Here is a 14,742-nt window from a genome sequence, read left to right as displayed (position 1 = left end):
GCGCGGCGCACCGGATGCGCACCCCAGCACCGATCCCAGAAAGCGAACGCCATGTCTGAGAAAGTCCTCGTGTCCGGCTCGGCCGGCTTCATCGGCGGCTATGTCGTCGAGGAGCTGCTCTCGCGGGGCCACACCGTCGTCGGCATCGACAACTTCTCCAAGTACGGCAAGATCACCAAGTCCTACGACGACCACCCGGACTACACCCTGGTGGAAGGCGACGTGCGGGACACCCCGCTGCTGACCGAGCTGCTCGCCGACTGCGACCACTTCATCGCCGGCGCGGCGCTGATCGGCGGCATCTCCTACTTCCACACCTACGCCTACGACCTGCTGGCCACCAACGAGCGGATCATCGCGTCGTCCTGCGACGCGGCGATCAAGGCGCACAACGGGGGCACCGGCCGGCTGCGCAAGGTCACCTACCTGTCCTCGTCGATGGTCTTCGAGTCCACCGAGCACTGGCCCTCGGCCGAGGGCGACGAACGCAAGGTGCCGCCGCCGCTGTCGTCGTACGGCTTCCAGAAGCTGGCGGTGGAGTACTTCGCCCGCGCCGCGTGGGACCAGTACAAGCTGCCCTACACCATCGTGCGGCCGTTCAACTGCGTCGGCATCGGCGAGTCCCGGGCCCTGGGCGACCAGGAGATCCTGTCCGGCAACGTGAAGCTGGCGATGAGCCACGTGGTGCCGGACCTGGTGCAGAAGATCGTCAAGGGCCAGGACCCGCTGCACGTGCTGGGCACCGGCGAGCAGATCCGGCACTACACCTACGGCGGCGACCTGGCGCGCGGCATCGTGACCGCGATGGAGCACCCGGACGCGCTGAACGACGACTTCAACCTCTCCACGCCGGCCGGGCACACGGTGGCCGAGCTGGCCGAGGCGATCTGGCGCAAGATCAAGGGCCCGGACGTCCCGCTGCGGCTGGTCAGCGACGACCCGTTCGAGCACGATGTGCAGCGCCGGGTGCCGGCGACCGAGAAGGCCAAGCGGGTGCTGGGCTTCGAGGCCGCCACCTCGCTGGAGGAGATGCTCGACGAGGTGATCCCGTGGATCGTGAACGCGGTGGCGAACGGGACCATCTGAGCGGACGCGGATCGCGGGGGCGGGAGCCAGGACCGGGCCGCAGTAAGTACCATGAGCGCGTCGGCGCCGCGTGGGCCCGCGGCGGCACCGGCGTCCGTCCGGTCCCGGGCCGGATGGAACCGACTTCCGATCCGGCGGCGTGTCAGACGACGGAGCGGGATCCCCGACCCGCGGTGCCCGCACCCCCAGCTCAGTGAGGAAGTCCCCGGCCATGGCCGACTACGACGACGTGTGGATCGTGATCCCGGTCTACAACGAAGGTTCCGTCATCGGCGAGGTGGTGGAGAACACCCGCAGGACGTTCCCCAACATCGTGTGCGTCGACGACGGCAGCCGCGACGACTCGGCGGCGCGGATCGCGGACACCGGCGCGCACCTGGTCCGGCATCCGGTGAACCTGGGGCAGGGCGCCGCGCTGCAGACCGGGATCGCCTACGCCCTGGCCCAGCCTTGCATGCGGTACCTGGTCACGTTCGACGCCGACGGCCAGCACCGGGTGGAGGACGCCGCGGCGATGCTGGCCGTGGCCCGCGCCGAGGGCGCGGACGTGGTGCTGGGCTCGCGCTTCCTGGAGCAGAACGAGCAGATACCGCTGCTGAAGCGGATCGTGCTGCGGACCGTGGTCGCGCTGAGCCCGACCGCGCGCAAGCTGAAGCTCAGCGACGCGCACAACGGCCTGCGGGTGCTGAACCGCGAGGCGGCCTCACGGCTGCGGATCACGATGAACGGCATGGCCCACGCCTCGGAGATCGTCGGCTTCCTGGCCCGCTCCGGGCTGACGGTCAGGGAGGTACCGGTGACCATCCTGTACACCGAGTACTCGCGGTCCAAGGGCCAGTCGCTGATCAACGGCGTCAACATATTGTTCGACCTGTCGGTCCGGCAGCGAGGGGCGTGAACGTCATGCTGATCCAGGTCATCCTCATCGCGATGTCCTTCGTCCTGTTCGTGTTCTTCATACGCAGCTCGCATTCGGTGCGGACGCAGGCGGTCAAGCGCATAGGGTTCGTGGTCTTCCTGATCCTGAATCTGGACGCGGTGCTGCGGCCGGACGACACCACCTGGCTGGCGCACCGGGTCGGGGTCGGCCGCGGCGCGGACCTGCTGCTGTACCTGCTCGTGGTGGCGTTCGCGTTCTTCTCCGTGAACACCTTCCTGCGGTTCCGGACCTTGGAGCGGCGCTTCACCGACCTGGCGCGGTCCATCGCGCTGCGCGACGCCCAGCTGCCGGCCGTGCCTGCCGCAGCCGCCGCACCCGCCGTCGTGCCGGAACTGACCGAACTGACCGAGCTGGCCGAGCTGCCGGAGTCCCCGGTGCCCACCGGTCCGGGCCGATGACCTGGCTGGTGACCGGCGGCGCCGGATACATCGGCGCCCACGTCGTCCGGGCCCTGCTGGCCGACGGCCACGACGTGGTGGTGCTGGACGACCTGTCGACCGGGTTCAAGGAGCGGGTGCCGGACGGCGTGGAGCTGGTGGTCGGCTCGGTCCTGGACCCGGCGGCGCTGGACGCGGTGCTGGCCGGCCGCGAGGTGCGCGGCGTGGTCCACCTGGCGGGCAAGAAGCAGGTCGCGCAGTCGATCGCCGAGCCGCTGTACTACTTCCACGAGAACGTCGAGGGATTGCGGGTCCTGCTGAGCGCGCTGCGCGCGCACAACGTCGGCGCGCTCGTGTTCTCCTCCAGCGCCGCCGTCTACGGGATGCCCGACGTCGAGCACGTCAGCGAGGACACCCCCTGTGCGCCGCTGAGCCCCTACGGCCTGACGAAACTGGTCGGCGAGCAGCTGATCGCCGCCGCGGCGCTCGCCCAGCCGCTGGACCACATCAGCATCCGGTACTTCAACGTCGCCGGCGCCGCCGATCCGGAGCTCGCCGACCGGAGCGTGGCCAACCTGATCCCGATGGTCTTCGAGCGGATCGCCGCCGGCCTGCCGCCGCGGATCTTCGGGGACGACTATCCGACCCCGGACGGCACCTGCGTCCGCGACTACATCCACGTCGCCGACCTGGCCGAGGCCCATGTGGCGGCGGTCCGGCGGCTGGCGGCGGAGCCCGGGGCCGGACCCGCGGCTCCGGTGGCACTCACCCTGAACGCGGGGCGCGGCGTAGGCGTGTCGGTGCGGGAGATCATCGAAGCGGTCGGCGCCGCGGCCGGCCTGCCGGATTTGACCGGCACGGTCGAGGGCCGCCGGCCCGGCGACCCGGCGCGGTCGGTGGCGGCGTCCGCGCGGATCCGCGAGGAACTGGGCTGGACCGCGCGGCTGGGTCTGGCGGAGATGGTGGAGTCGGCGTGGGCGGGGTGGCACCGATGAGCAGCCGGTCGGAATCCACGGCCCGCGGCTCGTCCCGCCTCTACACGCTGGACCTGCTGCGCTTCATCGCCGCGCTCCTGGTCGTGTCCCGGCACTGGCTGGCCGTCGGTTCGCTGGGCCTGGGCGGACCGCGCATCTTCCCGTACGGCGTGACCCAGCTGAAGCAGATCGAGCCGGAAGGCGTCGTCCACTTCGCGACCTACGGCGACCTCGGCGTCCAGCTGTTCTTCCTGATCAGCGGATTCGTGATCTGCATGAGCAGCTGGGGCCGCTCGGTCGGCCAGTTCGGCGCCTCGCGGATCTCGCGCCTGTTCCCCGCGTACTGGTTCGCGGTGGTGGCCAGCGTCCTGGTGCTGCTGACGTTCTCCAAGCTGGGCTTCCACAACTCGCGGGGCCTGCCGCACGACGTGCTGATGAACCTGACCATGACGCAGAGCTTCTACGGCGTCCGGGACATCGACCCGGTGTACTGGACATTGGCCGCGGAGCTGCGGTTCTACCTGATCTTCGCGATCGTCGTCGCGTTCGGGGTCACCTACCGCCGGGTCATGTACTTCTGCTGGCTGTGGGTCTTCGTCGCGATGTTCGGGCAGATGACCGGCAACGGCACCCTGAACGCCGTCGTGCAGCCGCAGTACGCCCCGTACTTCATCGCCGGCGTCGCGTTCTTCCTGATGTGGCGGTTCGGCCCGACCCTGCTGCTGTGGGGCCTGGTGGTGGTGGCCTTCCTCACCGCGCAGTCGCAGCTGCGACCGGATCCGGCGGCGTTCCCCGAGGTCGGCTGGTCCTACCCGCAGTGGCCGATGACCGTCGCGATCCTGCTGTTCTTCGGGCTGATGGCGCTGGTCGCGACGCACAAGCTGGACTGGATCCGCTGGGCCCCGCTGGCGCCCCTCGGCGCCCTGACCTACCCGCTCTACCTGCTGCACCAGGACATCGGCTTCACGCTGATCGCCTACCTGCACGAGCACCTGTCGTTCTGGCCCACGGTCGGCATCGCGGCCGCGCTCATCCTGACTCTGTGCTATCTGGTGCAGCGCTTCGTGGAGAAGCCGGCCCAGAGACTGCTCAAGAACGGCATGAAGCACTCCCTGGACGCCATGCGGCGCGCGGACGCGGAGTCCGGGTCCCCGTCGCGCCGGCGTCCGCCGCTCCCCCGCCAGGACGCCGCGTCCGAGGCCGAGACCCGTGTCGAACCGAGGGTCGAGCCCCTCGGCGAGCTGGACAGCTCGCTGGCGCACTGAGCCGCCGCCACCGTGGGCACCCGAACGGGCCGGCTCCCCGCTCGCCCGCCCCGACCGCCGAACCCTGATGAGGAATCCGTGACCGCGACCGCCTCAGCACCGCCCGCCGAAGCCGCCGGCGCCACGCGCGCCGTCCCCTCCGCCGTCGCCGCCCGGGCCTGGACCGCGAGCCGCGGGATGCTCCTGGAGGCGGCGGCGGCCTTCGCGGGCGCCGCCTGGATGCTGCTGTCCACCGCGACCATCCGGAACTTCGCGCCGTTGGAGCGCAACAGCCAGGTCAGCGGCCTGGCCTCGCTCCAGATCCGGTTCGTGCTGCCGGCCCTGGCCGGGGTGGCGCTGCTGGTGCTGGTCCGGAACTCCGCGCCGCGCCGGGAGTGGGCGTCGCGGGCCGTCTTCCCGCTGCTGCCGGGGCTGATGTCCGGATTCGTGGGCGGCGGCGTGCTGCTGGCGCTGCGCGGGGTCGCGCTGCCGTTGAACGGCACCGGCGGGGACGCCGGCGACATGGAGCGTTGGACCCTGATGCTCCAGCACGGGCAGATGACGCACCCGGGGTATCCGCCGCTGTACCCGCGGATCGTGTGGTTCGTGTCGAAGTTCTTCTTCCACGACAACGTCTTCCAGGGCCTGAAGTTCACCGAGATCGTCACGGCCGCCGTCCTCGGTCCGGCGGTGTATCTGGCTTGGCGGCTGTGCGCCGGGCGAGCGTGGGCCTGCGCCATCGCCTGCCTGTACACCGGCGCGCTGTCCGAGCCGTACAAGGCCTACGAGCCGGTGGTGCTGGGCATCCTGCTGCCGATCGTCATCGCCTATGTGCGGTACCTGCGGTCCTGCGCGGACCGGGACTGGAAGCGGCTGGCCGGGACGGGGCTGCTGGTCGGGCTGGGCCTCGGCGAGATCTTCATCCTGTTCTCGGGCCCGTTCTACTGGATGGCGATCGGCATCGCCGTCGCGGCCTTGGCGGTGTTCCCGTGGGCGGCCTGGCGCGACGCGCTGGTGCTGCTGGCCGCCACCGGCGCCGGCTTCCTGCTGATCGGCTGGCACCTGCTGCTCGGACTGCTGGACGAGGCGCCGGACCCGTATTTCTTCTTCCAGACCGACCAGGACCCCGGCTACCCCTTCCTGTACCTCACCGACCTGCCCGGTCCGCTGGCCAAGGGTGTGTGGCCGCCGATCGGGGAGGCCGGCGGGATCGACGTGTACGCCGCGCTGGCCGTGGTCGCCGCCGGGGTCGCGATCTGGCTGGGGATCCGCAAGCTGCCGGTGCTGGTCACGGTCAGCGTGCTGGCCGGCTGCTGGATCATGCGCTTCCACCTCGCCGCCGAGATGTTCCCGGACAAGCTGGTCCGCTACTGGCCGCGCACCACGTCGGTGATCATCTACTGCTTCCTGATCCTGGCGGTCTTCGCAGTGATCGCCGCTTCGGAGAAGCTCCAGGAGTTGTACGCCACGCTGGTCGCGCGGGCACAGCCCGCGACGGCGGCCTCGGAGTCGGAATCGGTCTCACAGGACGACGGTGAAGCCCCGAAGGGCCCGAACGTCCCGGCCGCCGCGGGTCCTGTGCGTGCCATGGGCACTGCGGGCACCGTGGGCACCGTGGGCACCGGCCTGGTCGCCGCGGGCTTCGCGCTGACCCTGTTCGCGGGCATGGCGGGCTCGGCGAACGCCGACAAGTTCATGCCGAAGAACGACGGCTCCCCGGGCCAGCTGGCCTTCAACGCCCACCACGACAGTCCGCACAACCTCCGGCTCGGCGCGACCCTGGTGAACGGCAAATGACCCGATGCCGATGAATCCGACAGGTAATATGATCGCCGCTCCCGGCGCCCGCCCCCGGCCCGACCAGGCCGCGCGGCCGTCCATCCACCGAAAGTGACACCATGTCCGCAGACAAAGTCGACATATTCGTGCCCTTCTACGGTGATCCGGGGCTTCTCAAGCAAACCGTGCAGAGCGTACTGAAACAGGACAATCCGAACTGGCGGCTCACCGTCGTCGACGACGGGTACCCGGACGAGACCATCCCCGGCTACTTCGCCGACCTGGCCGCGCAGGACCCCCGGGTGCGGTACGAGCGCAACGAGAAGAACCTCGGCGCCAACGGGAACTTCCGCCGCTGCCTGGAGATGGCCGAGTTCGACCTGGTCGCCATCATGGGCGCCGACGACCTGTACCGGTCCGACTACGTCGACGTCGTGCTGCGCGCCTACCGGACGTTCCCCGACGCCGCGGTCGTGCAGCCCGGCGTCCAGGTCATCGACGAGCACAACGCCCCGGTGCGGCCCCTGGTGGACACCGCCAAGCAGCGCATCTACATGCCGAAGGTCAGCAAGCCCACCCGGCTGTCCGGCGAGCAGCTGGCGGCCAGCCTGCTGGCCAGCAACTGGACCTACTTCCCCTCGCTGTGCTTCAGCCGCGAGCGGGTCACCGCCATCGGCTTCCGGCAGGGGCTGAACGTGGTGCAGGACCTGGCGCTGCTGCTGGACCTGGTGAAGTCCGGCGGATCGATGGTGGTGGACCCTCAGGTCTGCTTCGAATACCGGCGGCACAGCGCCAGCGACTCCTCGTGGCGCGCGCTGGAGGGCACCCGGTTCGTCGAGGAGCGGGACTACTTCCTCACCATGGCCGGCGAGATGGAGGACCTCGGCTGGCACAAGGCGGCCAGGGCCGGACGCCGGCACTTCTCCTCGCGGCTGAACGCCGCCACCTTCCTGCCGGCCGCGATCAAGAAGAAGCACACCGCCGGCATCAAGAACCTGGCCCGCCACGCCTTCGGCCCGGCGAAGCCCTCGACCGGCAAGGAGCGCCCGTGAGCGCCGCGATCGGGGCCGAGCTGGTGGCGGCTGATCTGGCGGAGACCGAGCTGGCAAAGGCCGACCTGGTGGTCGTCGGCTCCGGGTTCTTCGGGCTGACCGTCGCCGAACGGGTGGCCTCGCAGCTCGGCAAGCGCGTGGTGGTGCTGGACCGGCGCGACCACCTCGGCGGCAACGCCTACTCCGAGCGCGAGCCGGAGACCGGGATCGAGGTGCACCGCTACGGCGCGCACCTGTTCCACACCTCCAACAAGCGGGTGTGGGACTACGCGAACGAGTTCACCGCGTTCACCGGCTACCGGCACACGGTGTGGTCGGTCTTCGCCGGGCGGGTCTACCCGATGCCGGTGAACCTGGGCACCATCAGCGCGTACTTCGGCCGGGTGCTGACCCCGGACGAGGCGCGCGAGCTGATCGCCGACGAGGCCAAGGAGATCGACTCGGCGAACGCGGCGAACCTGGAGGAGAAGGCGATCTCGCTGATCGGCCGCTCCCTGTACGAGGCGTTCATCCGCGGCTACACCAAGAAGCAGTGGCAGACCGACCCCACCGAGCTGCCGGCCGAGGTGATCACCCGGCTGCCGGTCCGCTACACGTACGACAACCGGTATTTCAACGACGCCTATGAGGGGCTGCCGGTCGACGGCTACACCGCGTGGCTGTCCCGGATGGCCGACCACCCGAACATCGAGGTGCGGCTGAACACCGACTTCTTCGAGGTCCGCGACCGGATCCCGGCCGGGACCCCGATCGTCTACACCGGCCCGCTGGACCGCTACTTCGGCCACTCCGAGGGCGAGCTGGGCTGGCGCACGCTGGACTTCGTCCAGGAGGTGCTGCCGGTCGGGAACTTCCAGGGCACGCCGGTGATGAACTACGCCGACGAGGACGTCCCCTACACCCGGATCCACGAGTTCAAGCACTTCCACCCGGAGCGCGAGAGCCCGGACGACCGGACGGTGATCGTCCGCGAGTACTCCCGCGCCGCCGGCCCCGGGGACGAGCCGTACTACCCGATCAACACCCCCGAGGACCGGCGCAAGCTGCTGGCCTACCGCGAGCTGGCGGCCCGCGAGGCCGACGTGCTGTTCGGCGGCCGCCTGGGCACCTATCAGTACCTCGACATGCACATGGCGATCGGCTCGGCGCTGAGCCTGGTGGACAACCGGCTGACGCCGTACTTCACCGAGGGCGCTCCGCTGAAGGCCGGCCTGGCGGACTAGGCGGACCCCCAGCGTGAACCTCACCGCACTGCGCCGGCTGCTGCTGAGCTCCTCGGTGGCCATGAGCGGCTCGCTGGTCATGGTCGCCGTGGCCGGCTACGCGTTCCTGTCCCTGGCCGGCCAGCTCCCGGACAGCCGCGACAAGGCCGCCATGGCCTCCTTCTACGTGGTCGTGAACACCCTGGGACAAGGCGTGTTCATCGGCCTGGAGCAGGAGGTCAGCCGATCGGTCAGCCACGCGACGGCCACCGGCGGCCGGCTCGGACCGGTGGTGCGCCGTGCCTTCCGACAGGCCGGCCTGCTGCTGGCGGTCTGCCTACTGCTGATCGGCGCCATCTCCCCCCTGCTGGTGGCCGGCCCGCTCCACGGCGCCTGGCCACTGATCGGCGCGGTGATCCTGGGCACCTGCACCGCGACACTGTCCTACTGCGCCCGCGGCCTCCTCGGCGGCACCCAGCGGTTCGGCGGCTACGCCCTGACCCTGCTGGCCGAGGGCGGGACCCGACTGCTGCCCTGCCTGGCGCTGGCGGCGCTCGGCGCGGGGTCGATGCTCGCGTACAGCTACATCTACGCGGTCGGCCTGCTGTTCGCCGCCTCGGTCGGCTTCTGGCAGCTGCGGCCGTTCCTGCGCGCGGCGCTCGGGGAGGCGGGGGACCGAGTCGACGCCGAAGCAGCGAGCCGGGTCGCGGATGGCGGGCTGAACGGTCGGCTCGGGCAGGCCGACCTCGGTGCTGGTGTGGTTGATGCCGATGGTGTTCGTGCGGACACGGTCCACGCCGACACTGTTCGTGCCCAAGCTGCCCACTCGGAAGCCGCACCGGCCGCCCCGGACCCCGGCCACCGCTGGATCTCCGCCGGGCTGCTGTTCCTGGTCGGCGCCGGGCTGCTGACCCAGCTGGTGGCCAACCTGCCGGCGCTGGCTGCCAGCGCCCGGCTCAGCCACGCCACCACCACCGCCGCCGCGTTCGTCCAGGCCGCGAGTCTGTCCCGGATCCCGGTGCTGCTCACCCTCCCGGTGACCGCGCTGCTGCTCCCCCGGTTGACCTCGGCCGCCGCCCGGGGCGCTATCCACCAGGTGCGGACCACCGTCCTGGTCGGGGTGGCGGCGATGCTGGGCCTGGGCGCGGCGACCGCGGCCGGGCTCGCGGTGCTGGGCCCGTGGGTGCTGTCGACCTTCTTCAACGCGCACGGCATCTCCGCCTGGTCGCTGGCCCTGATGGGCATCGGCACCGGCGGCATGATGGCGGTCAGCGTGCTGCAGCCGGCCCTGGTGGGCCTGGGCCGGCAGCGGCTGGTGCCGATCGCCTGGGGCGCCGGGGCGGCGGTGATGACGGCCGCCGTGGTGTGGCCGTCCGACCCGGTCGCCGCGGCCGTCGCCGGATCGCTGATCGGCCCCGCGGTGGTGGCCGCGGCGATGGGCGTGGGGGTGGTGCGCGGGGTGTCCGCCCCGGTCGTCCCCACCGACTCCGCCGCCAACCCCACCGATTCCCCCGCCGTCTCCCCCACCCTCGCTGTCGATGCGTGACCGGGACGCGCCCCACGGTGACAGGATGCTCATGCCTGCCGCGCTGTCCGGCCGGGTCATGGGATCCTCCCGCTTGACGACGGGGTAAGGTCTACTGTCGCGTTTTCCTCCTCGCCGGTGACGGCGCCCCGCATCCGCCCCCATATAACTGATCTGCGCAGCCCCGAAGAGGTTCTTTTGTCCACTGCGAGTCAGGAGACGGCCGGTCCCTCGACCACGGAGGCAGTCCCTCCGGGTCGACCCGGCCGAATACGAGCCCTGCTGTCCCGGCGGGTCGTGGAGCCGGTGTCCGTGGCGGTCGGCGCGGCCGTGCTGCTGTTCGCCCGGTTGATGCTCCCGACCCCGGTCGGCGTCGCGGACAACTACGACGGCAGCCGGCTGCTGTGCCACCTGAGCCTGAAGTCGATCGACTCCTCCGACATCATGCGGCGGTGGGTCACCTGGCAGTACGTGTCCAAGGCCGGGAACACCTGCAGGACCACGCCGTACTTCGGGGCCGACCTGCCGCAGCCGCCGTACTCCTCCAGCCAGCTGGTGCTGATCCACATCGCGCACCAGCTGACCATGGCGCTGGGCCTGACCAACAGGAACGGCGCCTCCGCCCTGGACCTGCGGGTCCTGGGCGCGGTCGGCTGTGTGTTCATCGGCGTGGCGATCGGCCTGCTGTTCGCGGTGCTGCGCACCCGCCGGCTGTTCCGCTACCTGCTGTGCGGCGCCGTGCTCGCGGTGGTCGCCGACGCCAGCTTCATCGACTTCGCCGCCTCGCCGCTGAGCGAGATCTCGGCGGTCATCGGCCTGCTGTTCCTGCTGCCGGCCGTCCTGCTGCTGTTCCGGGGCGGCCGGGCGCGCTGGGCCGGGCTGGCCCTGGCGGTCACGGCCGGGCTGTTCCTGACCACGTCCAAGGCGCAGATGATAGTGCTGCTCGCGCCGCTGACGCTGCTGGTGCTGGCCTTCCCGGTCGCGGTGGGACCGCTGCGGGGCCGGATCGGCTCCCGGGTGCTGCCGATCGGCGCGGCCGCCGTGCTGCTGGCCGGCTCCTCCGCGCTCACCCCGCAGCAGGACCCGCACTTCACGCTGCAGACCAAGGCCGACTTCCTGTTCAACGAGCTGCTCTACGTCAGCCCGGACCCGGCCGGGGACATGAAGGCGCTGGGCGTCCCGTTCTACTACATCGACCAGGTCGGGCACGCCGCGTGGTGTCCGCCCTACCTGGTCAGCCTGCGCGACACCGGCACCTACGACCCCAAGACCGACAACGACAAGCTCGTGGCCCGGGACAAGGCGGCCGAGCCGGCCCTGGACAACGCGATGGACTTCGGGAACACCACCAAGTTCCTGCTGACCCACCCGGACCGGGCGGTCCGGGTCGCGAACGACGCCGCGAACTCGTTCTTCTACGTGCGGCCGACCTACACCGGCTCCTGCTACACCGGCAAGACCGCCACCCCGCACGACCAGCAGGCGATCCCGCTGGCCAACTACGACCGGTACGGCTCGCGCGCCGCCCGGCCCAACCTGGTGGACAAGCGCTTCACCCCGGTGACCAGCACCCTGGGCCTGTTCCGGAACACCGGCCTGATCCCGCTGGTGCTGCTGTGGCTGCTGCCGGCCGCGGTCGCGGCCCGGCTGCTGGCCCGCCGCCGGGACCGGGCCGCCGGCGAGCGCAAGGCCCTGGCCTGGACCACGCTGTTCCTCACGTCGGTGGCGCTGCTGCAGTTCTGCGCGGCGGCCTACTTCGACGGGATCGACACCAGCAAGCACATGAACCTGAGCATCTTCGCGTCGGTGGTGGCCGTGGTCACCGCCGTGGCGGCCGCCCGGCTCCGTCCCGAGCCGGTCACCGTCGCCGAGCCGGGCGCGGGCACCGTCCCCCTCCACACCAGAAAGAGCGAAGCCGACGTGGAATCTGCGGCCAAGGACCTGAGCGTCCTGGTGATCATTCCGACCTACAACGAGGCGGAGAACCTGGAGAAGATCGTCAGCCGGGTGCACGCCGCGAACCCGCAGGTCCACATCCTGGTCGCGGACGACAACTCCCCGGACGGCACCGGCAAGCTGGCCGACAAGCTGGCCGAGAAGGACGAGCGCGTCAAGGTCCTGCACCGGGCCGGCAAGGAGGGCCTGGGCAAGGCCTACCTGGCCGGGTTCGCCTGGGGCATCGAGCACGACTACGACGTGATCTGCGAGATGGACGCCGACGGCTCGCACCGGCCCGAGGACTTCCCGGCGCTGCTGGCGGCCCTGGTCGCCGAGGACGCCGACCTGGTCCTGGGCTCGCGCTACGTGCCCGGCGGCAAGACGGTCGGCTGGCCCAAGCGCCGCGAGGTGCTCTCCCGCGGCGGCAACACCTGGGTGCGGATGGTGACCGGGATGCGCCTGAAGGACGCGACCGGCGGCTACCGCCTGTTCCGCCGCGCCACGCTGGAGAAGATCGACCTCGCCAGCGTGTCCTCGGCCGGCTACACGTTCCAGGTCGACCTGGCCTGGCGCACCAACCGGGCCGGGCTGAAGATCGTCGAGGTGCCGATCACGTTCGTGGAGCGCGAACTCGGCGCGTCGAAGATGAGCGGCAACATAGTGGCCGAGGCGCTGTGGCGGACCACGGTCTGGGGTACGAAGTACCGGCTGGGACGCCTGGTCGGGAAGAAGTAGCGCGGCGCGGGAGCGGCTCCGGGGGTCGCTCCGGAGTGGTTCCGATCCGGAGTGGTTCCGACCCGGAGGGTTCCGGTCAGTGAGTCGCGGCGGTGGCCGGTGGCGGGCGAGTGTCGTCCGCCACCGGCCACCGGCCGTTTCCGCCCCGGGCAGGTCGATCCGTACGATGAACAGCCCTACACTGGCCTGATGCCGTCCGCCGCCCCGCTCCGCCCCGTCCTGCGCCTGCTGCCGCGGTCCACGGGGGCCCGGGCCTTCCTGGTGGCCTTCCTCGGCTTCTTCCTGCTCGGCGCGGCCTGGTCGGTCGCGCTGCCCTACGACGGCTCGCCGGACGAGTTCCGGCACGTCGTGCGCGCCTACGGCGTGGTCGACGGGCAGATCGCGGCCCGGGCCGACGCCCAGGTGACCGTGCCCAAGAGCCTGGTGCCCCCGGGCGCCGGCGACGCCGACGAGGACTCCTGCACGCGCTGGAAGCTCGACGTCTCAGCGGCCTGCCTCGGCTCTCCCGCCCCCGGCGACGAGTCCCGGCGGGTGGTCACCACCAGCGGCGCGGCCAACTACAACCCGCTCTACTACGCGGTGATCGGCTGGCCCCTCAAGCTCTCCCCGACGTTCGGCGGCGTGATCGCCGCCCGGCTGCTGACCTGCCTGCTGACCAGCGCGCTGCTGGCCGGCGCGGCGGCGGTGGCGGTGCGGCTGGCGCGCGGCCGGGGGCCGCTGGTGCTCGGCGGCGTGCTGCTGGCGGTGACGCCGGTGGTGCTGAACCTGGCCGGCGCCGTGAACCCGGCCGGACCGGAGATCGCCGCCGGGGTGGCGGTGTGGACCGCGCTGATCGCGATCCTGCTGGCCGGCGACGACTCGAAGTGGACGCTGGCGCTGTTCGGTCTGGGCGCCGGGGCGCTGGTGGTGCTGCGCGAACTCGGCATCGGCTGGCTGGTGGCCGCGCTGGTGGTGGTCGCCTTCGGTGCACGGCGGGAGCGGCTCGCGGAGCTGGCCCGGCGGCCGGCGGTCCGGCTCTGGGCGGCGCTCGTGGCGGCGGCCGCGGTGTTCGGCGCGGCCTGGATACTGCTGTCCACGCAGGGCGGCATCCCGACGGCCGGCAAGACCACCACCGCGATCCCGCAGGGCACGGCGCTGCTCGTCAAGGAGCTGACGCACCGGGTGCCGTTCTACACCTCCGGCCTGGTCGGGCTGACCTCCTACGGCGACGTCGCGATCCCGTTCCCGCTCACCCTGGCCTGGTTCGCCGCGGTCGGCGCGCTGCTGATCGCGGTGGCCCGCCGCGCCGGATGGCGGGTGCTGCTCCAGCTGGCGGCGATCGTCGGCGGCGGCTACGTGTTCCTGGTCGGCGCGGATCTGCAGGCCGCGGCCGGCGGCTGGTGGTTCTCGCAGGGCCGCTACGCGCTCCCGCTGCTGGTCGGGGCCCCGATCCTGGCCGGATACGTGGCCGCCGACCGGGGCCTGGTCACCGTCCCGCGCCAGGTCAGCACCATGCGCTGGGCCGTCTGGGTCCTGATCCCGACCCAGGCCGTCGCATTGTGGATCACGATGCTGCGCTACGAGCACGCGTTCACCTCACGGCATCCGAATCTTTTCTTCCTCTTCAGCCAGACGCCCTCGGTCAACCCCTTCTCCGGACCCTGGACGCCGCCGGGCGCGGCGGTCCCGGCGGTGCTCCTGGGAGTGGCCGGGACCGTGGCCTTGCTCACGTTCGCACTGCGCGCGACCGGCCCAGGTCCCATATCAGACGTCGATTCGGTCACAATCCGTGAACGGTACATAAGGATTTCCTGAGCGGCGGCGCCCGGGCCCGGAACAGGTCGGTAGCATGGGGGGACGCCCAGGGCCAGCGGGGGAGCGGCCGGTTTCGTCGCGGGGCGGAACACGGAC

General features: G+C 71.2%; 11 protein-coding genes and 1 pseudogene. All 12 read left to right on the top strand.

Annotated features, from left to right (window positions below):
• The first annotated feature begins 51 nt into the window (after positions 1-51).
• The 12 genes and pseudogenes from ABD481_RS02240 to ABD481_RS02190 all read left to right on the top strand — a co-directional run bounded on the left by ABD481_RS02240 (position 52) and on the right by ABD481_RS02190 (position 14,646).
• Positions 52-1,086, top strand: a complete 1,035-nt coding sequence (locus tag ABD481_RS02240; RefSeq protein ID WP_344663771.1) for an NAD-dependent epimerase/dehydratase family protein — start codon at positions 52-54, stop codon at positions 1,084-1,086.
• Between the two features lie 211 nt (positions 1,087-1,297).
• Positions 1,298-1,984 carry a glycosyltransferase family 2 protein gene (locus tag ABD481_RS02235; protein ID WP_344663770.1) on the top strand — a complete coding sequence of 229 codons (687 nt, stop codon included), beginning with the start codon at positions 1,298-1,300 and terminating at the stop codon, positions 1,982-1,984.
• Between the two features lie 5 nt (positions 1,985-1,989).
• Positions 1,990-2,424 carry a DUF2304 domain-containing protein gene (locus tag ABD481_RS02230; RefSeq protein WP_344663769.1) on the top strand — a complete coding sequence of 145 codons (435 nt, stop codon included), beginning with the start codon at positions 1,990-1,992 and terminating at the stop codon, positions 2,422-2,424.
• Positions 2,421-3,398: a UDP-glucose 4-epimerase GalE gene (gene galE, locus ABD481_RS02225; protein ID WP_344663768.1), complete on the top strand. Its 978-nt coding sequence runs from the start codon at positions 2,421-2,423 to the stop codon at positions 3,396-3,398. The genes ABD481_RS02230 and galE overlap by 4 nt, the downstream gene beginning before the upstream one ends.
• Positions 3,395-4,642: an acyltransferase family protein gene (locus ABD481_RS02220; RefSeq protein WP_344663767.1), complete on the top strand. Its 1,248-nt coding sequence runs from the start codon at positions 3,395-3,397 to the stop codon at positions 4,640-4,642. Before galE ends, ABD481_RS02220 begins: the two co-directional genes overlap by 4 nt.
• A gap of 78 nt (positions 4,643-4,720) precedes the next feature.
• A complete protein-coding gene (locus ABD481_RS02215; protein WP_344663766.1) occupies positions 4,721-6,418 on the top strand; it encodes a hypothetical protein in 1,698 nt (565 codons plus the stop codon).
• A gap of 101 nt (positions 6,419-6,519) precedes the next feature.
• Positions 6,520-7,452, top strand: coding sequence for a glycosyltransferase family 2 protein (locus ABD481_RS02210; protein WP_344663765.1), 933 nt, complete (start codon positions 6,520-6,522; stop codon positions 7,450-7,452).
• A gap of 8 nt (positions 7,453-7,460) precedes the next feature.
• Positions 7,461-8,675 (top strand): UDP-galactopyranose mutase, encoded by a 1,215-nt coding sequence (glf, locus tag ABD481_RS02205; protein ID WP_344663918.1) that lies wholly within the window; start codon positions 7,461-7,463, stop codon positions 8,673-8,675.
• 13 nt (positions 8,676-8,688) lie between these two features.
• Complete coding sequence (locus ABD481_RS02200) at positions 8,689-10,200, top strand: polysaccharide biosynthesis protein (protein ID WP_344663764.1); 1,512 nt, start codon at positions 8,689-8,691, stop codon at positions 10,198-10,200.
• A 117-nt stretch (positions 10,201-10,317) separates the two neighbouring features.
• Positions 10,318-11,646 (top strand): annotated as a pseudogene (wsfD, locus tag ABD481_RS47600) (glycan biosynthesis hexose transferase WsfD); the annotation flags it as partial.
• 453 nt (positions 11,647-12,099) lie between these two features.
• A complete protein-coding gene (locus ABD481_RS02195) occupies positions 12,100-12,852 on the top strand; it encodes a polyprenol monophosphomannose synthase (RefSeq protein WP_344663917.1) in 753 nt (250 codons plus the stop codon).
• Positions 12,853-13,041: 189 nt separating this feature from the next.
• The gene (locus ABD481_RS02190; RefSeq protein WP_344663763.1) at positions 13,042-14,646 is read left to right on the top strand and encodes a DUF2142 domain-containing protein; all 1,605 of its coding nucleotides are present in this window, start codon (positions 13,042-13,044) and stop codon (positions 14,644-14,646) included.
• The last annotated feature ends 96 nt before the right edge of the window (positions 14,647-14,742 follow it).

It is taken from the genome of Catenulispora yoronensis, from assembly GCF_039531695.1.
GTDB classification, from domain to species: domain Bacteria; phylum Actinomycetota; class Actinomycetes; order Streptomycetales; family Catenulisporaceae; genus Catenulispora; species Catenulispora yoronensis.
The sequence above is the reverse complement of the archived record's forward strand: the minus strand, read 5'-3'. Positions and strand labels throughout refer to the sequence as shown.